Below are 24,776 nucleotides of genomic sequence, written 5' to 3'. Positions count from 1 at the left end.
CCGCTGCGTTCCGGCGAACAAGTCGCACCGCGCTATCCGATCGCACCACGCGGGCTATTGCAACAGACACGACCGACACACCGGGCGACCACTCCGGACGGACGTAGTCAACATCACCGTCGCCCGGCGTTCACCGACCGGCCGCGCGGCCCGGGCCGGTGCCGGTCGGGCTCGTATTTCCCGCGGATCGGTGCCTCCTGCCCCTTCTCGATCGAGCCGCGTTTCGCACCGGCGCCTGCCGCCCTTCCTCGGCCACTGCCGGCGATCATGCCCTGCCCCTCGGACAGGTTTCGCCGAGCCCGGGTCCGGCGGGACCGGATAGGTTGGGCGGCATGCGTCAGAGACGAAGCCGGCTGCTGCGGGCCGCCGCGATAACCGTTGCGCTGGCGGGACTTACCGTCGGCTGCGGGTCCGACGACGGGCAGCCCGCGGAGCGTGAACTGTTCCGGACCGTGGAGCCGGCGCGGACGGCGAAGATCGCGTTCGACGACTCGAAGTCGATCTTCGTGATGAATCCCGACGGCTCCGACCGCACCCGGATCGCGGCCGGCAGCGATCCGAATTTCGCCCCCGACGGCGCGACCTTGGTGACCGGCGGCGGCTGGATCTCGACCATGGCCGTGGACGGCAGCGGCCTGCGCAAGCTCGCCGAGGGCGGGTACGACCCGACGTTCGCGCCCGACGGCCGCCACATCGTCTTCACCCGCGGCGGCGCCCTGTTCATCATGAACACCGACGGCGGCGAGCTGCGGCAACTGGGCGATCTGCCCGGTACCACCGGCCCCAACCAGGATTCCTCGCGCAGTCCCGCGTTCTCCCCCGACGGTTCGAAGATCGTGTTCACCCGGGGCACGCAGATCTGGGTGATGGCCGCCGACGGTACCGAGCCGCGGGCGCTGCTCGCCGACGAGCACCGCAACAGCGACCCGGTCTTCAGCCGGGACGGCACCGCCATCGTCTTCGCCAGCGACCGGGGCGGGAAGAAACGCACGGCACTGTACGAGATGGACGCCGAGGGCAACGACGTCCGCCCGCTCACCGACGAATGGACCGTGAACCCGGCGTTCTCCCCCGACGGCACGCAGATCCTCTACACCCGCCCGCGGACGACGCCCGACAGCGGCGCCGAGCTCTGGGTGATGAACCGCGACGGCAGCGACCCCCGCCGCCTGACCGAGCCCAACCAGGTTGCGCAGCACGCCAGCTGGGGGACCGGCCCGGACGCCTGACCCGGCGCCCGCGGGCCGGGACGTGCGGGCGGCCGGCCGGGCGAGCCGACAGAATGGGCGGGGTGTCGACTCTGCATGTTCATCGTTTCGGTCCCGCCGCGGGGCCCGTGGTCTTGGCGCTGCACGGCCTGACCGGGCACGGGCAGCGCTGGGCCGCGCTGGCCGCGGAGCACCTGACCGACGTCCGGATCATCGCGCCGGATCTGCGCGGGCACGGGCGCTCGACCGCGCTGCCGCCGTGGGATTTCGAGACGGTCGTCGCCGACCTGGTCGCGCTGCTGCGGGCCGAGACCACCGAGCCGGTGCTGGTGGTCGGTCACTCGTTCGGCGCCGCGACGGCGCTGCACCTGGCCGACCGGCACCCGGAGCTGGTACGCGGGCTGGTGCTGCTGGATCCCGCGATCGCGCTCGATCCGGGTCTGCTGCACGACATCGCGCAGCGCGGGATCACGCACCCGGATTACGCCGATCTCGAGCAGGCCCGCCGGGACAAGCTCGCCAGCGCCTGGCACGACGTCGAATCCCGGCTGCTGGCCGCCGAACTCGCCGAGCACCTGGTGCCGACCGAGGACGGGCGCGTGGCCTGGCGTCTGAGCCTGCCCGCGGTCACCTCCTATTGGGGCCAGCTGGCGCGCGCCTTCGTCCTGCCGCCCGCGGGCCTGCCGACGGTGCTGGTGCAGGCGATGAAAGTGCAGCCGCCGTTCGTGACGCCGGCCTTCCGGACGGCCCTCACCGCGCACCTGGGCGCTGCGCTCACGGTGCACGAATTCGACTGCGACCACATGGTGCCGCAGGCTCGTCCCGCCGAGACGGCGGCGCTCATCCGAGCGGCGCTGTAGCGATGCCGACCACCGACGCCCAGATCGAGGCGGTGCGCGCGCTGGTGGCGCGGATTCCGCGCGGCCGGGTCGCCACCTACGGCGATATCGCGGCCGCCGCCGGCCTGTCCACCCCGCGCACCGTCGGCTGGATCATGCGCACCGACTCCGCCGATCTCCCCTGGCACCGCGTGCTCGGCGCGGGTGGCAAGCCCGCGGCCCACCTCGCGCACCGCCAGCTGCAACGGCTGGCCGAGGAGGGCGTCCCGATCCGGGACGGTCGAGTGGACTTGCGTGACGCACGTTTCCGGTTTCCGGAACTGCCGGATTAGCCGGCCCGCACGAGCTACCGTTAGCGGATGTCCACTCGACTGGCGTGTGTCGTGTTCGAGGTAGACCGGCCGCGAGTCATCGCGGATTTCTGGGCTGAATTGCTCGGCTGGGTGGTGACGCTGGACCGCCCCCACGAGGTGGACGTGGCCGCGCCGGACCCGGCCGGTGTGGATATCGCGCTCACCTTCCTACCGGCCACCCGGCTCAAGGCCGGGAAGAACCGCATCCATCTCGATCTGGCCAGCCGCTCCCTGGATCATCAACGCGTCCAGGTCGATCGGGCCCTGGCACTGGGCGCCCGCCGCATCGACGTCGGCCAGGGCAATGTGCCGTGGGCGGTGCTCGCCGATCCCGAGGGCAACGAGTTCTGCGTCCTGGAGCCCCGCGAGCACTACGTCGACACCGGCGCCGTGGCCGCCATCGTGGTCGATACCCGCGACCCGGCCCGGCTCTCCGAATTCTGGGCCACCGCCTCGGGCTGGCCGGTCGCCCACGTGGGACCCCAGGTCGCCGGTCTGCGTTCGGCCACCGGGCTGGGCTGCTGGCTCGAATTCGTCCAGACGCCCGACGAAAAGGCCGGGCGCAACCGACTACGGCTCAACCTCACGTCCCTCCCCGCCGGTAACCCGGCCGAGGACGTCCGGCGCCTGCGCGCCGCCGGGGCCACGCCCCTGATCACCGCCGAACCCGACTTCGCCACCGACGCGTTTACCCTCGCGGACCCCGAGACCAACGAATTCAACGTGCTGACAACCTATTCCGACTTCACCCCGGTGTGAGCCGCCGCACTTCCCGCAGCCCGGCCCGATCCGGCCGCCGACCCGCCGACGAATCACCCGGTGACCTGGGGCGGCTGGCCGGTCGGCGGGTGGGTGCGCGAAGTGCGGCGGACCGACGAATTAGCATGTCGGCCATGTTGTCTTCAGCCTCGGCGCCCCTATCGTGACCGCCGCCGATGCGATTGTGCTCGCCGGCGGGCGGGCCAGCCGGATGGGCGGTGTGGACAAACCGGCGATCGTCATCGGCGGGCGTTCCATGCTGGATGCGGCGCTGGCGGCGGTGGCCGGCTGTGCGCGCACGGTGGTGGTGGGGCCCTACCGGCCCGAGTTGCCCCCGGAGATCCTCCAGGTGCGGGAGGTGCCGCCGGGTTCGGGCCCGGTGGCGGCGATCGAGGCCGGTCTGAACGCCCTGCAACCGGGCCCGGCACCGCTGGTGGTGGTGCTGGCCGCGGATATGCCGTTCCTGACCGACATCGCGATCGGTGAATTACTGCGGCAGGAGACCGAAACCGGCGCGGACGCGGTCTTCGCCGCCGACCGGTCGGGGCGGCCGCAGTATCTGATCGGGGTGTGGCGGCGCACGGCGCTGATTGCCGCACTGGCGCAACTCGATTCGCTGGTGAACCAGCCGATGAAGGCGCTGATCCCGGACGAGACGGTGACCGTGCACCTCACCGGTGTCGACGACTGCGACACCTCCGAGCAGGTGCGGGCCGCGCGCGAGGCGGCGGATCAGGCGGCCGCGCCCCGGCCGCTTCCGCTCGACGAGGCCCGGAATGTGCTGCGCGCCAGGCTTTCCAAGCTCACCGCGTACGAGACCGAGCTGCGCGCGGTGCGCGGCGCGGCCCTCGCGGGGCCGATCATCGCCGCCGGCGGGCTGCCCCGCTTCGATGTGTCCGCCATGGACGGCTACGCCGCCGCCGGGGACGGGCCCTGGCGGCTGCGCCGCGATATCGGCTTCGCGGGCGGGCAGCGCCCGGTCGGCCTGCTGCCCGGCGAGGCGGTGCGCATCGCCACCGGCGCCCATGTCCCGGACGGCACCAGCATCGTGCTGCGGGACGAATTCGCCGATGTCACACCGGAAAACGTGCTGACCCGGATCCCCGGCACCCCGGAGCGCGACGATATCCGGCGGCGCGGCGAGGACCGCCGCCCCGGCGATCTGGTGGCCGCCGAGGCCACCCCCGTCACCTCCGGACTGATCTCGGCCGCGGCGAGCGTCGAGGTGACCCAGGCGCTGATCCGGGGGCCGGTGCGCGCCCGAATCGTCATGACCGGCGACGAGATTCGCAGCGACGGACCGCTGCAGGCCGGTCAGACCCGCGACTCGATCGGCCCGATTCTCCCGGAAGTGCTGTCCTGGTACGGAATTCACACCGTGGATCGGGTGCATCTGCGCGATACGCCGACCGGCTTCGACGATGTCCTCACCACCGTCGGCGATGTGGATCTGCTGGTGATCGTGGGCGCGACCGGAGGCGGAGCCGCCGATCAGTTACGCGGCGCGGTCACCCGGGCCGAGGCCGAGGTGCTGGTACCGCGCCTGGAACTGCGCCCGGGCGGCTCCACGCTGGTCGCCGAATTACCGGACCACACCACACTTCTCGGCCTTCCCGGCAATCCGTTCGCGGCCATCGCCACCCTGATGGCGCTGGCCCCGGCCATCGTCGAGGGCCGCACCGGTGCACATCCGGCCCGGCCCTATCTGGGCCCACTGCACAACGCGTATTCCGTCGCGGGTCCGGTCGCCCGCGTGCTTCCGGCGCGACGTGCGCCCTTCGGCGGTTTTCTGGCCGAACCGCACCGCTCCACCGCGCATCTGGGTGGCCTGATCGATCGCGACGGGCTGGTGATCGTGCCCGCGCACGCCGTCGACGGCACCGACGTCGAGTTCCTCCCGCTGCACGGCTGAGTCTTACCTGCGAGGTAATTGCCGGGCTTACGGCGGCGGACCTACGGTCGAACGGTCTCCCGCCACCGGAAGGAACCCCATGCCCGCCTATGGTTTCGCCCATCTGCACACCCGCCGCCCGCACCCCGACATTCTGGAATACCTGGAGCGCATCCAGGCCACCCTCGATCCGTTCCAGGGTCGCTTCCTGGTGCACGGGCCGCCGCTCGACATTCTCGAGGGCAGCTGGCCGGGCAGCATGGTGCTCCTGGAATTTCCCGACGTGGAGCAGGCCCGCGCCTGGTACCACTCGCCCGCCTACCAGGCGATCCTGCGGCTGCGCTCCGACCACATCGACGGTGATCTGGTGCTCGTCGACGGTGTCGGACCCGGCTACGACCCGCACAAGCGCGCCATGGAGCTGCGCGCCGAGCTGCCCGCGGGGTAGGGCCTAGCGCCGCGCGAGTTCCGGATCCGGAATCGGGACCGCCGCCAGCAGTGCCCGGGTGTACTCGTGCGCCGGATTACGGAAAACCTCCGCGACAGCGCCGGTTTCGACCAGCTCGCCGCGGCGCAGCACCAGCACCCGATCGGCGACCTGGTGCACCACCGCGAGATCGTGGCTGATGAACAGGCAGGCGAAGCCGTATTCGGCGCGCAGGTCGGTGAACAGGTCCAGGACCTGCGCCTGCACCGAGACATCGAGGGCGCTGGTCGGCTCGTCGGCGACCAGCAGTCGCGGCGACAGGGCCAGGGCGCGCGCCAAGGCCACGCGCTGGCGCTGCCCGCCGGACAGCTCGCCGGGGCGACGGCCGGCGTAATCGCGCGGCAGGCGCACGGATTCCAGTAGTGCGCCGACTTTTTCGCGCAGCAGCGCCCCCGAGGCGGCACGGTGCACGACCAGGGGCTCCCCGATCGCGTCTTCGATGCTGCGGCGCGGATCGAGCGACGCGGTGACATCCTGATGCACCAGCGCGACGTGCTTACGCAGGGCGCGCAGCTCGCGCCGCCGCAGACCGCCGAGGGGAATCCCGGTCAACTCGACCTGCCCGGAGTGCGCCGGAATGAGCCCGAGCGCCGTACGGCCGAGTGTGCTCTTGCCCGAACCGGATTCGCCGACCAGGCCGATCACCTCGCCCGGCGCCAGGGTGAGCGAGATGTCGCTCAGCGCCCGGAAGTCCTTGTCCCCACCGCGACCGCGGTAGACCACGCTCAAATCGCTGATCCGCAGCACGGTTTCGGCGTCGGGGTCGGGCGCGGTCTCCACCACGATCCGCTCGGCCTCCTCGGGCCCCGGCAGGCGCGGCACCGAGGCCAGCAGCTCCCGGGTGTAGGGCGCGGCCGGTGTGGCGAACAGCTGGTGGACAGGCTGCTCCTCGACGACGCGGCCCGCGCGCAGTACTACGACGCGGTCGGCGATCTCGGCGACCACACCCAGGTTGTGCGTGATGAAAAGGACGGCGGTGCCCTGTGATTCGCGCAGGCTACGCAGGAGATCCAAGATCTCGGCCTGCACGGTGACGTCCAGCGCCGTCGTCGGCTCGTCGGCGATCAGCAAGTCGGGCGCGCCGGACAGCGCCAGCGCGATCACGACGCGCTGTTTCTGACCGCCGGAGAGCTGGTGCGGGTACCAGTCGAAGCGGCGCTCCGGGTCCGGGATCTCCACCAGGCGCAGCAATTCCACGGCGCGGGCCCGGGTTTCGGACTTGGACAGCGTTTTCGCTCCGGAGCGCGCCTGGTGCGCGCGCAAGGCCTGGGTCAGCTGCGTGCCGACCTTCTGCACCGGATTGAGCGCGGTCTGCGGCTCCTGGAACACCATGGCGGCCCGAATACCGCGCAGCGCGGTCAGTTCCGCCTCGTCCGCGCCGACGACCTCGGTGCCCACCAGCCGGATCGACCCGGTGGCCGTGGCACCGGCGGGCAGCAGACCGAGCGCGGCGCGGGCGGTGAGGGATTTACCGGAGCCGGATTCCCCGACCAGCGCCACCACCTCGCCGGGCGCGACGTCCACGTCCACGCCGTGCACGACGGCCCGGGATCCGAAGCGCACGTGCAGGTCTCGGATGCTCAGCACTGGCTTCGCCTCGGCGGCGCCCGGCGTCGACGCGGCCGACTCCCGGTCGATCACTGCGGTTTTCATGCGATCCTCCTGGCCCGGCCCAGCGCCTGGGCGATCAATAGGAACCCGAGGGTGAGGCCGGAGACCACGAGCAGCGGTCCGACCGCGAACGCCGGGTTGGCGTCCAGGTAGGCGATGGAGTCGGCGATGATGCCACCGAGCGAGGGGTCCGGCGGCCGGACCCCGATGCCGATGAAGCTCATCGCGGCCTCCACGAACACCGCCAGCGACATCGACAGGGCCAGCTGCACCGCGAGCGGTTCGAGCACATTGGGCAGCACGTGTTTGCGCAGCGTCCACCAGGAGCCCGCGCCGATGACCTCGGCGGCCTCCACGAACGGCTGTTCGCGCACCGCGAGGATGGCGGTGCGAATCTGCCTGCCGAACAACGGAATCTCCACCGCGACGATCACGATGATCACCGTGTGCGCGCCGGGGCCGGTGACCGCCGCCAGCGCGATCGCCAGGATCAGCGCCGGAAAGGCCAGCAGCAGATCGAAGATCCGCTGGGTGATCACGTCGGCGACGGCGTGCAGGCTCGACAGCAGCCCGGCCAGCGAGCCGAGCACCGCGCCGATCGGGACCGCGACGAAGGCGACGAACAGGTTGACCCGGATGCCGTGCAGGACCCGGGCGAACAGATCGCGATTGAGATTGTCGGTGCCCAGCCAGTGCTCGCCGCTCGCGCCGAGCAGGTTCGCCGACGGAATCTGCTGTAGCGGATCGTATTTCGCGAGCAGACCGGCGGCAAGGCCGAGCAGCGCGATGCCGCCGACCAGCAGCACGCCGGCCAGGCCCTGCCCCCGCCGCAGGGCCTGGCCCAGGCGCCGCCCGGCTACCAGCTCCGGCTCGGTCTCGACCTCGGCGACCAGCGTCTCGGTCATGGGTTGCCTCCGATACGAATGCGCGGGTCGAGATAGGCGTGCACGATGTCGGTGGTCAGCTGGATCGCGACGAACACCGCCACCGAGAACAGCAGCAGCGCCTGCACCACCGGGTAGTCGCGCCGGTTGATGCCCTGTTCGATGAGCTGCCCGATGCCCGGCCAGGCGAAGGTGGCCTCCACCAGTACGGCGCCGCCGAGCAGCGCGCCGGACTGGATGCCGAGCACCGTGAGCATGGTGGGCAGCGCGTTGCGCAGCGCGCCGCGCGTCACGATCTCGCGGTGCGGCACACCCAGCGACCGCGCGGTGAGCACGTAGGGCTTGCCCAGTTCGGTGCGCAGCGCCTCGGTGAGGAAGCGGGTCAGTGCCGCCGCCACCGGCAGCGCCAGGCAGATCGAGGGCAGCAGCAGGTACTGCACGGTGATGTCGGGCTGTGCCGCGAACCCGTCCGGCGGGATGCCGCCGGCGGGCAGGATCGGAATCGCGATGGCGAATACCAGCACCAGCAGCACGCCGGTGACGAAGGTGGGTATCGCGACCGCGACCGTATTCGCCGCCGCCACTATGGCATTGAGCCAGCGCCGCTCCCACAGCACCGCCGAGATGCTGACCGCCAGGCTCACCAGCACCGCGAGCAGCAGCGCCGAACCGGCCAGCACCAGGGTATTGGTGAGCCCGCGCGCGATGAGATCGCCGATCTGCCCGCCGATGATGTAGGACCGGCCCAGGTCGCCGGTGAGCAGGCCGTGCAGCCAGCTCACATACTGCGCGGGCACCGAACGGTCCAGTCCGAGCTGATGCCGGATGGCGGCAATGGATTCCGGGGTGGCGTCCGGGCCCGCCAGGGTGCTGGCCGGGTCACCGGGCACCGCGCGCAGCAGCAGGAAGATCAGCACCGAGGCGCCGAACAGCACCGCCACCGCGGAGGGCACCCGGCGCAGCAGATAAGCCGTCATGCCAGGAACGCCTCCGTGAGGACGGACTCCCGGCGCTTGGTCCAGTCGAAACCGTGCAGCTTCTTGGTCTGTGCGCCCTGTGCGAAGCGCACGCCGATCTCGATCAGGAACAGGCCCTCCAGCAGCTGATCGGAGAGCGCCTGGTACGCCTTGGTGGCCTCGGCGCCGGTGGCCTGCCGCAGTTTCCAGGCGCTGTCGGCGGCGGCGACGTAGGCGGGCGATTCGTAGTGCGAGGCGTTCTTGCGCGCGTTGAACGGGTAGGCGCTCACGGTCAGCGTCGAGGGCACGAACTGCGCCCAGGAGTGATCGGTGAGCCACAGGCCCGGGAACTGGGCGCCGATCAGCTGGCGCACGAAGGAGGCGTTGTCGACCGGCACCAGCTCGACCTCGATGCCGATCTCGGCAAGGTTGGCCTGCACGATCTGGGCGGAAGCCTCGTGTGTCCCGATCGAGCCGGTGTAGGTGAGCGGGATCTTCGGCGGCTTCGGCAACCCGGCGATCAGCTGCTTGGCCTTGGCCACATCGCGGGCGTAGCGGGTGTTGCGCGTCGCGTCGAAGGCCGGGGACCCCTTGGGCCACGGCACGTTCACCGCGTAGCCCGCGCCCCGGAAGACCTCGCTGACGATCCGCTCCCGGTCGATGGCGTAGGCGATGGCCTGGCGCAGCCGCACCTCCGAGAGCACCGGATCCTGCACGTTCACACCGACATACACCTGCAGCTCGGCGCCCTCCAAGGCGAAGGTTTCGAAACCGTCGGTCTTGGCGAGGTTTTCGATGTCGCGGTAGGTGATGCCGTCGGCGTAGTGCAGCTGGCCGGACTTGAGCGCGTTGAGCTGGGCCTGGCTGTCCGGGATGACCGACAGCTCCACCCGGTCCAGGTACGGCCGCTCCGGCACCCAGTAGTTCGCGTTCTTTTCGAAGATCAACTGCGAGTTCGGGATGCGCTGCACGAAGCGGAACGGGCCGGTGCCGACGATCTGCTCGCCGGTGCCCAGCTGGGCGATGGACTCGCTGTCCAGGATCGGCACGGTGTCGAGCAGGTCGAAGATATTGCCGAGCGGATGGGCGAAGGTCAGCACGATCTTGTGCGGGTCGGTGGTGTCGAAGCCGGTGATGGCGGCGGCGGTGCTCTTCAGCTGCGCCGACCACTTCGCGTCGGCGTAGGTGCGCAGCGAGAACTCGACGTCCTTGGAGGTGAAGGCGCGACCGCTGTGGAACTTCACGTCCTTGCGCAGGTCCAGGGCGATCGAGGCGCCGTCCGGGGCCAGTGTCCACTTCTCGGCCAGCAGCGGCTGCGGCTCCAGCTTGTCGTGCGGGTAGCGCACCAGGCTCTCGAAGACCAGGCCGACCACGTAGGGCGTGGTACCGGTGTTGGTGAGGATGTTGGCGGGCACCAGATCCAGCAGCACGCCGTACTTCAGCGTGCCACCGCGCACCGGAGCGGCGTTGTCGTCACCTCCGCGCTGCTGGTTGACCGCGGAGGTGCAGGCCGCCAGCGCACCGGTGCCGAGGATCGCGAAAGCGGCGATACCGGTGTTGCGCAGGAAGTTCCGGCGGCCGAGAGGCGCGCCCTGGGTAGAGCTCATGGTGAATTTTTCCTCGGGAGATAGTGCGCCGCGGGGACCGGGCGGACGCTGGCTGATGCCGGTGAGAGCAGCGCGGGAACAGATTCCGGGCGCGCAGGGGCCGTCAGGGACGGCAGCCGCGAACCCGGCACGAACAGCAGCCGCGAACACCCGCGGTGTGCGGTGCGCAGAGTTGTTCCGGGAGCATGGCGGTGACGCTAACACCGCGGGCAAGCACCCGGCACCGGTTCGGCGCACCGTGCGTCAAACCATGGTGACCTGCCGATTTCCCGGTTTCTACTGATCCAATGCCTGTTCCACCCCACGCCCGTGGCTACGAGTCCTTCGGCGGCGCCGCCGGCCGCACCACCGCGGAATCGACACCCGAGTGGACCTATCCGCCCACCGCACCGGCGGGCGCACCGAACATCATCGTGGTGCTGGTCGACGACATGGGTTACAGCGATATCGGCCCGTTCGGCTCGGAGATCGACACTCCCACGCTGAATCGCCTGGCCGCCAACGGCGTCCGGCTCTCGAACTATCACACCACCCCGCTGTGCTCCCCCTCGCGCGCTTCCTTGCTGACCGGAATCAACGCGCACCGCGCGGGTTTCGGGTTCGTGGCCAACGCCGACCCCGGCTACCCGGGACTACGGCTGGAACTGGCCGACGACGTGCTGACGCTGCCGGAAATCCTGCGCGGCAACGGGTATGCCACCTACGCGGTCGGTAAATGGCATCTGGTGCGCGATGCCACGATGAACCCCGCGGCGCACCGCGACTCCTGGCCGACCCAGCGCGGCTTCGACCGCTACTACGGGTCACTGGAGGGGCTGAACTCCTTCTACTACCCCAATCAGCTGGTGTCGGACTCCTCGGTGGTCGACGTCGAGGAATACCCGCAGGGCTACTACCTCACCGACGATCTGACCGACAAGGCGATCTCCTACCTGAAGGACCTGCGCGCGCACGACGCGGACAAGCCGTTCTTCCTGTACTTCGCGCACGTCGCCATGCACGGCCCGTTGCAGGCCAAGCCGGTCGACCTGGCCAAGTACCGCGGCCGCTACGCCGAGGGCTGGGACAAGCTGCGCCAGAGCCGGTTCGCCGCGCAGCTCGCCGCCGGGCTCTTTCCCGAGGGCACGCAGCAGAAGCCGCGCAACACCGAGCCCGGTTACGAAGCGGCGGAATGGGATTCGCTCGGCGCGGACGAGCAGCGCCGCTTCGCCCGGTACATGGAGGTGTACGCGGCGATGGTCGACAGCATCGACCAGAGCCTGGGGCGACTGCTCGACACGGTCGAGGAGTTCGGCGAGCTCGACAACACCATCGTGGTGTTCACCTCCGACAACGGCGGCACCGCCGAGGGCGGACCGGAGGGCACCCGCACCTACTTCGCCGAGTTCGCGCACATCGACGACCCGGCCTGGGTCGGGGACGTCCCGCACGACGAGGAGCTGATCGGGACCGACCGGCTCGGCGTGCACTATCCGCGCGGCTGGGGGCAGGCCTCCAACACCCCGTTCCGGTTCTACAAGGGCCAGACCTTCGCCGGCGGCGTGCGGGTCCCGCTGCTCGTGTCCTGGCCCAAGGGTCTACCGCGCACCGACGACGACAACGGCATCCGGCAGCAGTACGCCTACGTCACCGATCTCGCGCCCACCCTGCTCGAGCTGGCCGGCCTGCAACGACCGAGCGTGCGAAACGGACTGCCCGCCAAGGATTTCGACGGGATCTCCGCCGCCGATCTGCTGCGGGACCCGCGGGCGGCCGCCGCGCACACCGAGCAGTACTCGGAGATGACCGGGCATCGCGGCTTCTACCGGGACGGCTGGAAGCTGCTGTCCCTGCACGAGCCCGGACGCGACGTCGACGACCCGAATTGGCAGCTGTTCGATGTGCGCGCCGATCCCACCGAGCTGCACGACCTTTCGGCGCGACATCCGGACAAGGCCGCCGAACTCGCCGCCGCCTGGGACGAATCCGCTTGGAACAACACGGTTTTCCCGCTGCTCACCCGGCAGGACCTGGCCCGGCGGCGCCCCGAGGAAGCCCGGTTCGCCGCGCCGCTGCGGTTGCTGCCCGGCACCTCGACCCTGGAGCGCTACCGCTCCCAGCGCCTGATCGCCTTCCGCGACTTCACCATCGAGGCGGAGCTGCGCGGCTATCGCCCCGGCGAGGAAGGCATTCTGGTCGCGCACGGCGATCCGCTCGGCGGCTATCTGCTCTACGTCGAGGACGGCCGGCTCGTGCTGGGCGTCAACAGCTACGGCGTCTACGGTACCGCCTCGGTGGAACTGACCGAGGGACTCGAGCGCGTCACCGTGACCGCGGCCGTGCGCCCGCGTCTGCGCTGGGACTTCCGCCTCGAAGCGGGCGCGCACACCGCCGAGCTGCGCGATCAGGTGCAACTGGTCGGCATGGCCCCGTGGACCGGCATTTCCGTCGGCGTCGACGCCCGCGGCCCGGTCTCCTGGGATCTGCGGGAACGTCGGGGCCCGTTCCGCTACACCGGCGAGCTGCGCGCGGTGACCTACACCCCGGGCCCGATCCAGGTCTCGCAGGCCACCATCGAGGCCGTGGAGCGGGAGGCCGAGTACGTCGCGGAATGAGCCGGATTCGGCCGCAGCGATCCGGTCGGATACCGTTTACCAGGCATTATGCGAGCTTTTCGTGGTAAGGGATGACGCTTGACGACTGACAGTTCTCTGATCTGGGACGACGGCGTGCTGGTCACCATCGACCAGCGTGGGCTGCCGCACGAGGTGCGCGAGCTCCGGCTGTCGACCGTCGATCAGGTCATCGACGCGATCCAGACGCTGGCGATTCGGGGCGCCCCGGCGATCGGGATCGCGGGCGCGTTCGGCGTGGTCCTGGGCACCGCGGCGCACACCCGCGACGGTGTCGTCGACGTGGCCGGGGCCGAGGCCGAGGCGGCGCGGATCGCCGCGGCCCGGCCCACCGCGGTGAACCTGGCCTGGGCGGTGCGCCGGGTGGTCACCAAGGTGCCCGCGGGCGCGGACGCGGTGCTCGCCGAGACCCTGGAGTTGCTCGCCGAGGACGGCCGGGTCAACCGGGCGGCCGCGACGCACGCCGCCGACCTGATCGAGCGCCTGCTGCCGGACCGGCCGCTGCGCCTGCTCACGCACTGCAACACCGGCCGACTGGCGACCAGCGCGTTCGGCACGGCGATCGGCGCGCTGCGGGTGCTGCACGAGCGCGGCCGGATCGCGGACGTGATCGTGGACGAGACCCGGCCGCTGCTCCAGGGCGCGCGCCTGACCACCTGGGAGCTGGCCGAGGCGGGGATACCGCACCGGCTCACCATGGATTCCGCCGCGGCCTGGGCGATGGCCACCGGCCAGGTCGACTGCGTGGTCGTCGGCGCGGACCGGATCACCGCCAACGGCGACGTCGCCAACAAGATCGGGACCTACGCGCTCGCCCTCGCGGCGCGCCACCACGGGATTCCGTTCGTCGTGGTCGCGCCCGAGTCGACGCGGGATCCGCGGATGGCGACCGGCGCCGAGATCGTCGTCGAGCAGCGGGCCGCCGCGGAGGTCACCGGATTCGGCGGCGTCGCCACCGCGCCCGCGGGCACCGAGGTGTTCAATCCCGCCTTCGACGTGACGCCCGCGCCGCTGGTCACGGCCGTGGTCACCGAGTCGGGCATCGTCTACGGCGGCGAGACGGCCGCCGAGGGCGCCGCGATCGCGAGTATCGCGCGCGAGCTCCACCAGCGCGGCTGGATGCCGGGCACGGCCGGCAACATCTCGGTCCGCACCGGAGATTCGGCCGTGGTCACCGGCAGCGGGCTGGCCAAGGGCGAACTCACCGCGGACGACATGGTGACCGTCGCGATCGCGACCTCCCGGCCGCGCGCCGGACAGCGGCGCACCCCCTCCGCGGAGACCACCATCCACACCGCGATCTACTGCAGCACCGACGCGCGCGCCGTGGTACACATCCATCCCCCGTACGCGACAACGCTTTCCACGCAGGTGGGTGCGCGCGATCAGCTGATCATGTTGCGGATCAGCGACTTCGAGCTGATCAAGGGGCTCGGCGGTACCGACACCATCGACATCCCCGTGTTCCCGAACTGGGCCGATGTCCCCCGCATCGGCGCGGACATCCAGCGCTACCTGGCCGCACACCCGGATGCCCCGCCGGTCTTGGGCATCGCGGGCCACGGCATCACCACATGGGGGGACAATCTTTCCAGGGCCCGCGATCGCGCCGAATGCTTGGAGGCGCTGTGTGAGCTGGTGACCCGGACCGGCAGGCAGCACGCGTACGACCCGCCCGCCTCGCTCCCAGAGATTGGATAAGACAATGACTTTGCTACAGGTAATGGCCGCCACCGACGCCGCCGACGTCAAGGTCCGCACCACCGACGACGCCGTGATCGCCGCCGAATTGGGCAAGCGCGGCATCACTTTCGAGCACTGGCCGACGCTGGAGAACGTCTCCACCATCCCCTCGGACGAACTGCTGGCCGAATACGCCGAGCGCATCGCGGCCCTGAACGCCTCGGGCCGCTACCGCCACATCGATATCGCCCGCATCCACCCCGACGAGTCCAACCCGGAGTGGCCGGCCATCGCCGCGGGCGCCCGCGCGAAGTTCCTCGACGAGCACCGCCACGCCGAGGACGAGGTCCGCTTCTTCGCCGCCGGCCGCGGCTGCTTCTACCTGCACATCGGTGACGAGGTGCTGGCCACGGTGTGTGAGGCGGGCGACCTGGTCTCGGTGCCGGCGGGCACGCTGCACTGGTTCGACATGGGCACCCGGCCCGATTTCGTCGCGGTGCGGTTCTTCGAGGAGGAGGACGGCTGGGTCGGCGACTTCACCGGCGACAAGATCAGCTCCGGGTTCCCGACGCTCGACGAGTTGCTGGCGGCTCGATGAAGGCCCTTGTCGTCGATATCGAGGGCACGACCAGTCCGACCAGCTCAGTGCGCGAGGACCTGTACGGGTATACCCGCGCCCGGCTGCCGGAGTGGCTGGCCGGCAACGCCGAAGGCGCGGCGGCCCCGGTGATCGCGGGCACCCGCGCGCAGGCCGGACGGCCCGGCGCGGATCCGGCGGAGGTCGCCGAAATCCTGCGTGGCTGGCTGGATTCCGACGTGAAGGCCGAAGCGCTGAAGACCGCGCAGGGCTTCATCTGCGCGGAAGGCTTCCGCGCCGGGGCGCTGCACGGGGAGTTCTTCCCGGATGTCGCGCCCGCGCTCGCGCGCTGGCACGCCGCCGGGCTGCGCCTCTACGTCTATTCGTCGGGATCGGTTCGCAATCAACAGGATTGGTTCGAATTCGCCCGCGGCGCGACGCTGAGCCCGCTGATCAGCGGGTATTTCGACCTGTCCACCGCGGGCCCGAAGCGCGAGGCCGGGTCCTACGACAAGATCGCCGGCGCGATCGGCGTCGAACCGGCCTCGATCCTGTTCCTGTCCGACCACCCGGACGAACTCGACGCCGCGGTGGCGGCGGGCTGGTCGGCGATCGGCGTGCACCGGGCGGGCGAGCCCAACCCGGCGCGGCCGCCGCATCACTGGGTCGATACGTTCGCGGACGTCCACCCCGCCTGATCCCAGGCGGGGTGGCGGCGGGTTCTAGGCCGTGGGCGACATGCCGGGCTGGCGAACCCCGAGGAAGAACTGCATCCGGTTGGGATGGTTGGTGGAATCCACGCGGAACATCTGCACCGACAGCTTGTAGGTCTCCCCCGTGTTCGGGTTGCGCAGCTGCATGTCGGGGGTCTCCCGGCCGTAGGCAGTACCGCCGGCGGCCCACATGCTGCGGAAGTCGGCGTAGCCGCCGAGTTCCTCGAGCAGCGAGGTGGACCAGGCGGTATCGCCGGTCTGGCCGATCAGGCCGCGCAGCCAGTTCACGGTGAGCCCGGCCTCGCGCTCCCACTCGACCATGACCCGCTTGGACATCTCGTTGCCGAAGAACCAGCGCAGCACGTTCACGTCCTCGACCAGGCCGGGGAACATGTCGGCGTAGACATCGTTGCAGGACAGCACATTCCAGCGGGTATCGATGTAGCTGGCGGCGTTGGGCCGGTGCACCAGCAGGCCGTGGCGCATGTCCGCGCCGATATCGGAGCGCAGTTTCTCGACGCTGGGGAACGCGTCTTCGACCAGGCCGGCGAGATCGTAGAGATGTCTGCGCTCGACGGGTAACAACGGCCGGATGCCGTCCAGGTAGCCGATGAGCGCGTCCACCACGGCGCGGGTGGGATGTTCGCGGTCGCCGCCTTCGAGGTGGGTGATGTAGCTGGCGCTCACCCCTGCGGCGAAGGCCAGTTTCTCCCGGGACATGTGCCGCTCGTCCCGCAGCTTGCGGAGCAGGCCGCCGAAACTCGGCGGCCGTAGTAGGTGTTCGTCGGCGGTGTCGGTCGTTTTGCGTGGCACAGCACTGGCTCCTTCAGCTAGACGCGGCGACAGCTTTCTCGATCCGGCGGACCCGGGTGTCCGGCCGTTTGGCCTCGGTGATCGCGGCGACCAGTTGGCGCCGGTCGGTATAGGACAGCTGGTCGAAACCGGCGCGGACGCCGGCGGCTTGCAGGGCGGCGCCCAGGTCGTCCGGGATCTCGACCGTGCGTTCGGCGGTGTCGGGCGCGACGGTGACGACGACGACATCGCCGGGCTCCTTGCCGAGTTCGGCGCGGATGTCCTTACGCATGCCCAGGCACGGGCCGGCCCCCATGGTCACGATGGAGCCGCGGTACTCGATGCCGTCGAAGGTGGACCGGACCTTGATCCGGCCACCGCCGCCGAGCGCAGCGAGGATCCCGGCCGGGACGGGCACGTACGCACCACCGCCCGCACCCGCCTCGATCGTCGCTTCGAACCGATGCATGAATGCAGAATAATCTGCCCGGCTCGAATATTCGGCAAACCTGGAGCTAATAGATAGAAGATCGATAAACTCGCCCTCCGGGCCGGGCGATTACCACGCCCCCGGCATGCCGCCGATGCGCCCGAACCGACCTCGCGGTTGTGTTAACAAATATTAAGCGGTGGAGAACCCCCGGTTTCCAAAGTTTCACCGCCAAGCCCCCGAAACAGCTGCCGGACGCCGCGTTTGACCCGGTCAGCATGCGTATAGCCTGGTCGCATCGATGTCTGGCGAGTTTCGCCGCAACCGCGCAGTGACCGGTGTGTTGCGCCGTGCTCACAACGCACAGACCGCCCCCGCGAGCTGTGAGAGAATCATTTGGCCGCGCGCCCAAGCCTCCTTACAGTCGGTGCCAACAGCCCGATTCACTCACCCGAAGGGGCGTCGTGGTTAATTCTGCAAGCCTGCCCTCCGCCGCCGCCGGTGATGCCTTGCTCAAGCTGGGTAGATATTTTCAGCGCGGCGAGATCTCCGCGGATCACCGCAGCCTGCACCAGGTCGGCGGTCGCGGCGCCGACGAGTTCTATCGCGATCGCTGGGCGCACGACAAGGTGGTGCGCTCCACCCACGGCGTCAACTGCACCGGATCCTGCTCCTGGAAGATCTACGTCAAGGACGGCGTGATCACCTGGGAATCGCAGCAGACCGACTACCCCTCGGTCGGCGCGGACAAGCCCGAGTACGAACCGCGCGGCTGCCCGCGCGGCGCGTCGTTCTCCTGGTACACGTATTCGCCTGCGCGCGTGCGGTATCCGTATGTGCGCGGCGTGCTGCTGGAGCTCTACCGCGACGCCAAGGCGCGGTTCAAGGACCCGGTGCTGGCCTGGGAATCCATCGTCGAGGACCCGGAGCAGGCCACGCGCTACAAGTCCGCGCGCGGCAAGGGCGGGTTCGTGCGGGCCGAATGGTGGGAGGCCGCCGAGATCGCCGCCGCCGCACATGTGCACACCATCAAGAAGTACGGGCCGGACCGGGTGGCGGGGTTCTCCCCCATTCCGGCGATGTCGATGGTCAGCCACGCCGTCGGCGCCCGATTCATCTCGCTGCTCGGCGGCTCGATGCTCTCGTTCTACGACTGGTACGCCGACCTGCCGGTGGCCTCGCCGCAGGTCTTCGGCGATCAGACCGACGTGCCGGAGTCGGCGGACTGGTTCGACGCGGGCTACCTGATCATGTGGGGTTCGAACGTGCCGGTCACCCGGACGCCGGACGCGCACTACATGACCGAGGCGCGCTATCGCGGGCAGAAGGTCGTGGTGGTCTCCCCCGACTACGCCGACAACACCAAGTTCGCCGACGAGTGGGTGGCCGCGCGGCCGGGCACCGACGCGGCGCTGGCCATGGCGATGGGCCACGTGATCCTGCGCGAGTTCTTCGTCGAGCGGCAGACGCCGCGATTCCTGGAGTACATCAAGCAGTACACCGACCTGCCCTACCTGGTCTGCCTGGACGATCCGCAGGGCTGGGACGCCGAGGGCAACTACCACCACGACGGCGCGCTGGCCGGAAAGTTCCTGACCGCCGCGGATCTGGGCGCCACCGACGAGACCGCCGCGCACAAGCCGGTACTGCTCGACGCGGCCGGTCAGCCGGTGGTGCCCAACGGCTCACTGGGACACCGGTTCACGGCGGCGGACGCGGGCAAGTGGAACCTGGACCTGGAAGGCGTCGACCCGCTGCTGACGCTGCACGGCACCGAAGGCGCGGAAACCCTCGCGGTGCGGCTGCCGCGCTTCGACACCGACACCGCCGGTGTCGTGCTGCGCGGCGTGCCCGTGCGCACGGTCGCGGGGCGACGGGTGACCACCGTGTTCGACCTGCTGCTCGCGCAGTACGGCGTGGCCCGCGAGGGCCTGCCCGGTGACTGGGCGACCGGCTACGACGACGCGTCCCAGCCCTACACACCCGCCTGGCAGGAGGCCATCACCGGCGTGCCGCGGCAGCAGGCGATCCGGATCGCGCGCGAATTCGCCGACAACGCCGACCGTTCCGGCGGCCGGTCGATGATCCTGATGGGCGCGGGCACCAATCACTGGTTCCACTCCGATCAGATCTACCGGGCGTTCTTCACCCTCACGCTGCTCACCGGCTGCCAGGGCGTGAACGGCGGCGGCTGGGCGCATTACGTCGGCCAAGAGAAGTGCCGCCCGGTAACCGGCTGGGCCACACTGGCTTTCGGGCTCGACTGGCAGCGGCCACCGCGGCAGATGCAGGGCACGGTGTTCTGGTATCTGACCAACGACCAGTGGCGCTACGACCCGTTCACCTCGCAGTCGTTCGCCTCGCCGCTGGGCAAGGGCGTCTTCGCCGGCCGCACCGCGGCCGACAACATCGCGCTGGCCAGCCGGCTCGGCTGGATGCCGAGCTACCCGACGTTCAACCGCAACCCGCTCGACCTCGCCGACGAGGCCGAGGCCGCGGGCAAGTCCGCGGCCGACCACGTGGTGGACGGGCTGAAGTCCGAGGAATTGCGTTTCGCCTGTGAGGATCCCGACGCACCGGAGAACTTTCCGCGCGTGCTGACCGTGTGGCGCGCGAACCTGCTCGGCTCCTCCGGCAAGGGCAACGAGTACTTCCACAAGCACCTGCTCGGCGCGGACTCCAACGTGCAGACCACCGACGACACCGGCATCCGGCCGCAGGAGCTGGTGTGGCGCGAGGAAGCACCCACCGGCAAGCTGGATCTGCTGCTGTCGCTGGACTTCCGGATGACCAGCACCACGCTGTTCTCCGATATCGTGCTGCCCGCCGCGACCTGGTACGAGAAGCACGACCTGTCCTCCACCGACATGCACCCGTTCGTGCACGCCTTCTCCCCCGCGATCTCACCGCCCTGGGAGGCCAAGACCGATTTCGACGCCTTCCACCGGATCGCGCGCGGTTTCTCCTGGATGGCCGAAAAACACCTGGGCAAGCGCAAGGACATCGTCGCGGTGCCGTTGCAGCACGATTCGCCGGACGCTCTGGCACAGGCCGGCGGGCGCGTGCTGGACTGGAAAGCCGGTGAGTGCGAACCGATTCCGGGCAAGACGATGCCGAAGATCGTGGTGGTGGAACGGGACTACCCGAACATCGCCGAGAAGATGGCGGCGCTCGGGCCGCTGGTGGAAAAGCTCGGCCTCACCACCAAGGGCATCACCACCTACCCGGAGAAAGAGATCGGCTACCTCGCCGGTGTGAACGGCACCGTGGTTTCCGGTGTGGCACAGGGCCGTCCGTCGCTGGCCAAGGACACCCACGCCGCCGAGACCATCCTGGCGCTGTCGGGCACCACCAACGGCCGGCTGGCCGTGGCGGGTTTCGAAGCGCTGGAACGGCGCACCGGGACCGAGCTGGCGGACCTGGCCGCCGAGCACGAGGGCAAACAGGTCACCTTCAAAGACACGCAGGCACGGCCGGTTCCGGTGATCACCTCCCCGGAGTGGTCCGGCAGCGAGACCGGTGGCCGGCGCTACTCGCCGTTCACCATCAACACCGAGCGGTTGAAGCCCTGGCACACCCTGACCGGCCGTCAGCACTTCTACCTCGACCATGACTGGATGATCGAACTCGGCGAACAGCTGCCGATCTTCCGGCCGCCGCTGGACATGACCGCACTGTTCAGCGAGCCCGGCGTGGGCGCTGTCGGCGAGAACGGCGTCACCGTGCGGTATCTGACGCCGCACTCCAAGTGGTCGATCCACTCCGCCTACCAGGACAACCTGCACATGCTCACGCTGTCGCGGGGCGGGCAGTCGATCTGGATGTCGGAGAAGGACGCCGCGAAAATCGGTGTCGCGGACAACGACTGGATCGAGGCGATCAACCGCAACGGCATCGTCGTGGCCCGCGCCATCGTCTCGCACCGCATGCCCGAGGGCACGGTGTTCATGTACCACGCCCAGGACCGGGCCGTGGACGTCCCGCGCATCGAAGGAGCGGCGGATACCAAGGCCGGCAAGGGCAAACGCGGCGGTATCCACAACGCGCTGACCCGCATCATGATCAAGCCCTCGCACCTCATCGGCGGGTACGCCCAGCAGTCCTTCGCGCTGAACTACCACGGCCCCACCGGAAATCAACGCGACGAGGTCACCACGATTCGTAGACGCTCGCAGAAGGTGGAGTACTAGTTATGCGTGTTATGGCTCAAATGGCCATGGTGATGAACCTCGACAAGTGCATCGGCTGCCACACCTGCAGTGTCACCTGTAAGCAGGCCTGGACCAATCGCGGTGGCACCGAGTACATCTGGTTCAACAATGTGGAAACCCGTCCGGGACAAGGCTATCCGCGCCAGTACCAGGATCAGGAGAAGTGGAAGGGCGGCTGGACGCTCACCAAACGCGGCAAGCTGACCCTGAAGTCGGGCTCGCGGATGAAGCGGCTGCTCAATATCTTCGCCAACCCCGATATGCCCACGGTGGCGGACTATTACGAGCCCTGGAGCTACGACTACGACAACCTGCTGTCCAGCCCGGCCACCGACACCGTGCCGGTGGCGCGGCCGAAATCGCTGATCACCGGCGAGGATACGCAGATCACCTGGGGCGCCAACTGGGACGACGACCTCGGCTCCGGCCCGGAGCAGGTGGGCAAGGACCCGCTGCTCGGGCGGCTCTCGGACAAGGTGAAACTGGAGTTCGAAGAGACCTTCATGTTCTACCTGCCGCGTATCTGCGAGCACTGCCTGAACCCCGCGTGCGCGGCCGCCTGCCCCTCCGGTGCGATCTACAAGCGCGCCGAGGACGGCATCGTGCTGGTGGACCAGGACAAGTGCCGCGGCTGGCGCCAGTGCGTCACCGCCTGCCCGTACAAGAAGATCTACTTCAACCACAAGACCGGCAAGGCCGAGAAGTGCACGTTCTGCTATCCGCGCGTGGAAGTGGGCATTCCGACGGTGTGCTCGGAGACCTGCGTCGGGCGGCTGCGCTACATCGGCGTCATGCTCTACGACGCGGACAAGGTGCAGGAAGCGGCCTCGGTCACCGACACCCGGGATCTCTACCCCTCGCAACTCGGAGTGTTCCTGAACCCGCACGATCCGCGGGTCGTCGCCGAGGCCGAACGGGCGGGCATCTCGCCGGAATGGATCGAGGCCGCGCAGAACTCGCCGTGCTACAAGCTGATCGTCGACTACCAGATCGCCTTGCCGCTGCATCCGGAATACCGCACCATGCCGATGGTCTGGTACGTGCCGCCGCTGTCGCCGGTGGTCGACGTGCTCTCCGAGACCGGGCACGACGGTGAGGACGCGCGAAACCTGTTCGGCGCCATCGACGCCCTGCGCATTCCGGTGGAATACCTGGCCGAACTCTTCACCGCCGGTGAGGTGGGCCCGGTCCGGGCCGCGTTGCAACGGCTGGCCGGAATGCGCGCGTTCATGCGGTCGGTGAACCTCGGCGTGGAGCCCGATCCCTCGATCGCGCCGAACGTGCGGCTCGAGCCCGAGGAGATCGAGGCCATGTACCGGTTGCTGGCGATCGCGAAATACGAAGACCGGTATGTGATTCCGAACGGGGCCGGTTCCGAGGCGCACCAGCTGGACGCGCTCGCCACCGGGTGCAGCCTGGACACCGACGGCGGGCCCGGCATGACCGCGTTCGATCAGATGGTGGAGAAGTTCCATCTCACCGACACCAATGGTGCTGCGCCGGAGGAGAAGTCGGGGCGGATCAATCTGCTGAATTGGGATGGGAAGAGCACCAGTGGCCTATTGCCGACCGCAGGGGGGTCGGGCAACGGCAACGGAAGCAACGGCAGCAACGGCGCTGCCGCGAACGGTACGACGATCCCGGCCGGCAACGGCGCCGGGCCGGGGTCGCCGTCCGTCACTGTCAACGGGGTAGCGCAATGAGTCTGCTGAAAGTGCGGCGCCGGCCCGAGCCGGCGATCCCGGTCTCCGAGCACCAGCGGCGGCTGATCTGGCGGCTGGCGGCGCTGCTGCTGGACTATCCCGACGAGCGGGCGCTGGCGATGCTCGACCAGCTCGACAGTGCGGCAACGGGTTTGCCCGATCATGTGCGGCCACTGTTCGCCGGACTGCTGGACCACCTGCGGGCGACGCCGCCGCTGGAACTGGCCGCGTCCTACGTCGAGACCTTCGACCTGCGCCGCCGCGCCAGCCTGCACCTGACGTACTACGCCTACGGTGACACCCGTAAGCGCGGCATGGCGCTGCTGCGGTTCAAGCACGCCTATAAGCACGCGGGCGTGGAACTCGGCGACCACGAACTGCCGGACCACCTGCCGGTGCTGCTGGAATTCGCGGCGACGGTCGATCCGATCGGCGGTGAACGCCTGCTCGGCGAGCACCTGCCGGTCGTCGAACTACTGCGACTGTCGCTGTCCGACACCGGATCTCCCTACGCCGGGATCCTCGGCGCCGTCGTGGCGACGCTGCCGCCGCTGACCACCGCCGACCGCCGCAAGATCGCCGAACTCGCCGCCCAGGGCCCGCCCGACGAGGAGGTCGGCCTCGACCCCTTCAGCATGGACCCCGCCCTGTTCGACACCGCCGGAGGCCGTCGATGAACTTCGTCCCGCACCTGCCCACGGAGCTGTGGCTGATCCTTCCCTACGTGGCGTTCACCTCGTTCGTGCTCGGCCACATCTGGCGCTATCGCAACGACCAGTTCGGCTGGACCACCAGGTCTTCGCAGATCTACGAGAGCCGGCTGCTGCGCCTGGGCAGCCCGCTGTTCCACTTCGGCATGGTCGGCGTGTTCGGCGGGCACGTGCTCGGTGTGCTCATCCCGGAGTCCTGGACCGCGGCCGTCGGGATCTCCGAGCACACCTATCACGTCATCGCCGTCGGCGCGGGATCGGTTGCGGGCCTCGCGGTGCTGGCCGGCGTGGGCATCCTGCTGTATCGCCGCGTCACCACGGTCGCGGTGCGCAAGGCGACCACCGGCAACGACAAGCTGATGTACCTGCTGCTGACCGCCGCCCTGGTCACCGGGTTGCTCAACACCTGGGGCAGCAACCTGCTGTGGGGCACCTACAACTATCGCGAGACCGTATCCCCCTGGTTCCGTAGCCTTTTCACGCTCAACCCGGAGCCGGAGCTGATGGTCGGCACGCCGTGGACCTTCCAGGCGCACGGCCTGGTCGTCCTGGCCCTGCTCGGCATGTGGCCCTACACCCGCCTGGTGCACATGTTCAGCGCGCCCATCGGCTACCTGACCCGGCCCTACATCGTCTACCGCGCCAAGGAATCCAACGCGCCCGACACCCGGCGCTATGCCCGCGCCTGGGACGCCCCGGTCACCCCGGAACGCTGGCGCTCGTAACGAGCGGATCCGCCCATACCCCGGC

At 69.5% G+C, this 24,776-nt stretch carries 20 protein-coding genes; 14 read left to right on the top strand and 6 right to left on the bottom strand.

Features of this window, described 5'->3' with window-relative positions:
- Positions 1–332 precede the first annotated feature (332 nt).
- The 6 genes from AB0H76_RS02540 (at position 333) to AB0H76_RS02515 (ending at position 5,498) form a co-directional block, all read left to right on the top strand.
- Complete coding sequence (locus AB0H76_RS02540; protein WP_357316299.1) at positions 333–1,229, top strand: hypothetical protein; 897 nt, start codon at positions 333–335, stop codon at positions 1,227–1,229.
- A 53-nt stretch (positions 1,230–1,282) separates the two neighbouring features.
- Positions 1,283–2,068, top strand: coding sequence for an alpha/beta hydrolase (locus tag AB0H76_RS02535; RefSeq protein WP_357316296.1), 786 nt, complete (start codon positions 1,283–1,285; stop codon positions 2,066–2,068).
- 2 nt (positions 2,069–2,070) lie between these two features.
- Positions 2,071–2,379 carry an MGMT family protein gene (locus AB0H76_RS02530; protein WP_357316293.1) on the top strand — a complete coding sequence of 103 codons (309 nt, stop codon included), beginning with the start codon at positions 2,071–2,073 and terminating at the stop codon, positions 2,377–2,379.
- A 27-nt stretch (positions 2,380–2,406) separates the two neighbouring features.
- Positions 2,407–3,159, top strand: coding sequence for a VOC family protein (locus AB0H76_RS02525; RefSeq protein WP_357316290.1), 753 nt, complete (start codon positions 2,407–2,409; stop codon positions 3,157–3,159).
- Between the two features lie 163 nt (positions 3,160–3,322).
- Positions 3,323–5,071, top strand: coding sequence for an NTP transferase domain-containing protein (locus AB0H76_RS02520; protein ID WP_357316288.1), 1,749 nt, complete (start codon positions 3,323–3,325; stop codon positions 5,069–5,071).
- 79 nt (positions 5,072–5,150) lie between these two features.
- Positions 5,151–5,498 carry a DUF1330 domain-containing protein gene (locus tag AB0H76_RS02515; RefSeq protein ID WP_357316285.1) on the top strand — a complete coding sequence of 116 codons (348 nt, stop codon included), beginning with the start codon at positions 5,151–5,153 and terminating at the stop codon, positions 5,496–5,498.
- A gap of 3 nt (positions 5,499–5,501) precedes the next feature.
- Here AB0H76_RS02515 and AB0H76_RS02510 read toward each other — a convergent pair whose 3' ends face one another.
- The 4 genes from AB0H76_RS02510 to AB0H76_RS02495 are packed head-to-tail and all read right to left on the bottom strand — an operon-like array spanning position 5,502 to position 10,595.
- Positions 5,502–7,190, bottom strand: a complete 1,689-nt coding sequence (locus tag AB0H76_RS02510) for an ABC transporter ATP-binding protein (protein WP_357316283.1) — start codon at positions 7,188–7,190, stop codon at positions 5,502–5,504.
- Positions 7,187–8,053 carry an ABC transporter permease gene (locus AB0H76_RS02505; protein ID WP_357316280.1) on the bottom strand — a complete coding sequence of 289 codons (867 nt, stop codon included), beginning with the start codon at positions 8,051–8,053 and terminating at the stop codon, positions 7,187–7,189. The genes AB0H76_RS02510 and AB0H76_RS02505 overlap by 4 nt, the downstream gene beginning before the upstream one ends.
- Entirely contained in the window at positions 8,050–9,009 is a 960-nt protein-coding gene (locus tag AB0H76_RS02500; protein ID WP_357316277.1) for an ABC transporter permease, read from the bottom strand. The genes AB0H76_RS02505 and AB0H76_RS02500 overlap by 4 nt, the downstream gene beginning before the upstream one ends.
- A complete protein-coding gene (locus AB0H76_RS02495) occupies positions 9,006–10,595 on the bottom strand; it encodes an ABC transporter substrate-binding protein (RefSeq protein ID WP_357316274.1) in 1,590 nt (529 codons plus the stop codon). The genes AB0H76_RS02500 and AB0H76_RS02495 overlap by 4 nt, the downstream gene beginning before the upstream one ends.
- A 287-nt stretch (positions 10,596–10,882) precedes the next feature.
- On the opposite strand from AB0H76_RS02495, the gene AB0H76_RS02490 reads away from it, so the two are divergent.
- From AB0H76_RS02490 to mtnC, 4 genes are all read left to right on the top strand, one after another.
- Positions 10,883–13,189 carry an arylsulfatase gene (locus AB0H76_RS02490; RefSeq protein ID WP_357316271.1) on the top strand — a complete coding sequence of 769 codons (2,307 nt, stop codon included), beginning with the start codon at positions 10,883–10,885 and terminating at the stop codon, positions 13,187–13,189.
- 78 nt (positions 13,190–13,267) lie between these two features.
- Entirely contained in the window at positions 13,268–14,908 is a 1,641-nt protein-coding gene (mtnA, locus tag AB0H76_RS02485; RefSeq protein WP_357316270.1) for an S-methyl-5-thioribose-1-phosphate isomerase, read from the top strand.
- Between the two features lie 4 nt (positions 14,909–14,912).
- The gene (locus AB0H76_RS02480) at positions 14,913–15,488 is read left to right on the top strand and encodes a cupin (RefSeq protein WP_357316267.1); all 576 of its coding nucleotides are present in this window, start codon (positions 14,913–14,915) and stop codon (positions 15,486–15,488) included.
- Positions 15,485–16,165 carry an acireductone synthase gene (gene mtnC, locus AB0H76_RS02475; protein WP_357316264.1) on the top strand — a complete coding sequence of 227 codons (681 nt, stop codon included), beginning with the start codon at positions 15,485–15,487 and terminating at the stop codon, positions 16,163–16,165. The genes AB0H76_RS02480 and mtnC overlap by 4 nt, the downstream gene beginning before the upstream one ends.
- Before the next feature lie 24 nt (positions 16,166–16,189).
- Here the strand turns inward: mtnC and AB0H76_RS02470 are convergent, their stop codons facing one another.
- Positions 16,190–16,993: a helix-turn-helix domain-containing protein gene (locus tag AB0H76_RS02470; RefSeq protein WP_357316263.1), complete on the bottom strand. Its 804-nt coding sequence runs from the start codon at positions 16,991–16,993 to the stop codon at positions 16,190–16,192.
- A 13-nt stretch (positions 16,994–17,006) separates the two neighbouring features.
- Complete coding sequence (locus tag AB0H76_RS02465) at positions 17,007–17,441, bottom strand: YdeI/OmpD-associated family protein (RefSeq protein ID WP_357316260.1); 435 nt, start codon at positions 17,439–17,441, stop codon at positions 17,007–17,009.
- Between the two features lie 425 nt (positions 17,442–17,866).
- Here AB0H76_RS02465 and AB0H76_RS02460 point away from each other — a divergent pair, with 425 nt between their 5' ends.
- Genes AB0H76_RS02460 through narI form a run of 4 tightly spaced genes read left to right on the top strand, consistent with a single transcriptional unit; the run spans position 17,867 to position 24,751 of the window.
- A complete protein-coding gene (locus AB0H76_RS02460) occupies positions 17,867–21,592 on the top strand; it encodes a nitrate reductase subunit alpha (protein ID WP_357316257.1) in 3,726 nt (1,241 codons plus the stop codon).
- A gap of 11 nt (positions 21,593–21,603) precedes the next feature.
- Positions 21,604–23,316, top strand: a complete 1,713-nt coding sequence (narH, locus tag AB0H76_RS02455) for a nitrate reductase subunit beta (RefSeq protein ID WP_357320332.1) — start codon at positions 21,604–21,606, stop codon at positions 23,314–23,316.
- Positions 23,313–23,993 carry a nitrate reductase molybdenum cofactor assembly chaperone gene (narJ, locus tag AB0H76_RS02450; protein WP_357316255.1) on the top strand — a complete coding sequence of 227 codons (681 nt, stop codon included), beginning with the start codon at positions 23,313–23,315 and terminating at the stop codon, positions 23,991–23,993. The genes narH and narJ overlap by 4 nt, the downstream gene beginning before the upstream one ends.
- Positions 23,990–24,751 carry a respiratory nitrate reductase subunit gamma gene (gene narI, locus AB0H76_RS02445; RefSeq protein WP_357316252.1) on the top strand — a complete coding sequence of 254 codons (762 nt, stop codon included), beginning with the start codon at positions 23,990–23,992 and terminating at the stop codon, positions 24,749–24,751. Before narJ ends, narI begins: the two co-directional genes overlap by 4 nt.
- Positions 24,752–24,776 lie beyond the last annotated feature (25 nt).

The organism is Nocardia sp. NPDC050712, assembly GCF_040654295.1.
Lineage (GTDB): Bacteria > Actinomycetota > Actinomycetes > Mycobacteriales > Mycobacteriaceae > Nocardia.
Note: the sequence above shows the minus strand (reverse complement) of the source record. Positions and strands in the feature narration are given on the sequence as shown.

Coding starts and splice junctions, on each gene's coding strand:
- AB0H76_RS02525 (WP_357316290.1), top strand. CDS start 2,407: ATGTCCACTCGACTGGCGTGTGTCGTGTTCGAGGTAGACCGGCCGCGA.
- narH (WP_357320332.1), top strand. CDS start 21,604: ATGGCTCAAATGGCCATGGTGATGAACCTCGACAAGTGCATCGGCTGC.
- mtnC (WP_357316264.1), top strand. CDS start 15,485: ATGAAGGCCCTTGTCGTCGATATCGAGGGCACGACCAGTCCGACCAGC.
- AB0H76_RS02535 (WP_357316296.1), top strand. CDS start 1,283: ATGGGCGGGGTGTCGACTCTGCATGTTCATCGTTTCGGTCCCGCCGCG.
- narJ (WP_357316255.1), top strand. CDS start 23,313: ATGAGTCTGCTGAAAGTGCGGCGCCGGCCCGAGCCGGCGATCCCGGTC.
- AB0H76_RS02530 (WP_357316293.1), top strand. CDS start 2,071: ATGCCGACCACCGACGCCCAGATCGAGGCGGTGCGCGCGCTGGTGGCG.
- AB0H76_RS02465 (WP_357316260.1), bottom strand. CDS start 17,441: ATGCATCGGTTCGAAGCGACGATCGAGGCGGGTGCGGGCGGTGGTGCG.
- AB0H76_RS02540 (WP_357316299.1), top strand. CDS start 333: ATGCGTCAGAGACGAAGCCGGCTGCTGCGGGCCGCCGCGATAACCGTT.
- AB0H76_RS02500 (WP_357316277.1), bottom strand. CDS start 9,009: ATGACGGCTTATCTGCTGCGCCGGGTGCCCTCCGCGGTGGCGGTGCTG.
- AB0H76_RS02480 (WP_357316267.1), top strand. CDS start 14,913: ATGACTTTGCTACAGGTAATGGCCGCCACCGACGCCGCCGACGTCAAG.
- AB0H76_RS02490 (WP_357316271.1), top strand. CDS start 10,883: ATGCCTGTTCCACCCCACGCCCGTGGCTACGAGTCCTTCGGCGGCGCC.
- narI (WP_357316252.1), top strand. CDS start 23,990: ATGAACTTCGTCCCGCACCTGCCCACGGAGCTGTGGCTGATCCTTCCC.
- AB0H76_RS02515 (WP_357316285.1), top strand. CDS start 5,151: ATGCCCGCCTATGGTTTCGCCCATCTGCACACCCGCCGCCCGCACCCC.
- AB0H76_RS02505 (WP_357316280.1), bottom strand. CDS start 8,053: ATGACCGAGACGCTGGTCGCCGAGGTCGAGACCGAGCCGGAGCTGGTA.
- AB0H76_RS02495 (WP_357316274.1), bottom strand. CDS start 10,595: ATGAGCTCTACCCAGGGCGCGCCTCTCGGCCGCCGGAACTTCCTGCGC.
- AB0H76_RS02510 (WP_357316283.1), bottom strand. CDS start 7,190: ATGAAAACCGCAGTGATCGACCGGGAGTCGGCCGCGTCGACGCCGGGC.